The 644-nt window shown below is 41.5% G+C and carries 1 protein-coding gene; it reads right to left on the bottom strand.

The genetic code is table 11. The features are described 5' to 3' along the window. Nucleotides 1-77: 77 nt before the first annotated feature. The coding region (rhuM, locus tag K1I67_RS09760; protein WP_223339751.1) for a RhuM family protein at nt 78-644 on the bottom strand (567 nt) is incomplete at its 5' end.

Genomic DNA, 644 nt, shown 5'->3' with positions numbered 1-644 from the left:
ACCTTTCTTAACAGAACAAACTTCCCCCAACTCTTTCCATTCAACAGGACAGTTTTGGATTTCTTCTAGGATGTTCATTAGTTACCTCCTTCCTTGGCTAGATTTTCAATGTTTTTAATTTCCTTGAGGTAATCTTTTTCAACTTGACTAAAGGTCTTGGCTTGGTAGCTCTTATACTCCTTATCTACCTTCTGCTTCATCTGTTCACGAGAGACAGAGCCACTGTTATCTAGCAAATCTTCGCCAGTAGCCTGAAGGATACGATCTACGTGTGTCACCCAGTCTGCCATGGTCATGACTTCTTCACGTTCTGCCTGTCTTTCCGCAAAGTCTAGATATCCTGATACAAGCTGATTGAGTCCACGGAGTTCCTTTTCTGTCAGATAGTTCTTGGCAACTTTTGCTTCAGATAGAGTAGGGAGGTCTCCCTTAAAAGTGGTCAAGCCCATAAACTCCTTTTCGCTATCAACACGATTGTAGATGAGTTCACTGGCAGTATTGTGGTGAATGGCATAATGCATCTTGTTTTGAACTGTCGCAAAGAATTTCTTTGCCTCTGTTGAATTTGCATTGTAGTCACTAGATGTTGCGAAAAGATCTAAAACTTGACGGTAAAAGACTTTTTCACTCGAGCGAATGTCTCG

The organism is Streptococcus infantis (assembly GCF_019929575.1).
Taxonomy (GTDB): domain Bacteria; phylum Bacillota; class Bacilli; order Lactobacillales; family Streptococcaceae; genus Streptococcus; species Streptococcus infantis_L.
The sequence above is the reverse complement of the archived record's forward strand: the minus strand, read 5'-3'. Positions and strand labels throughout refer to the sequence as shown.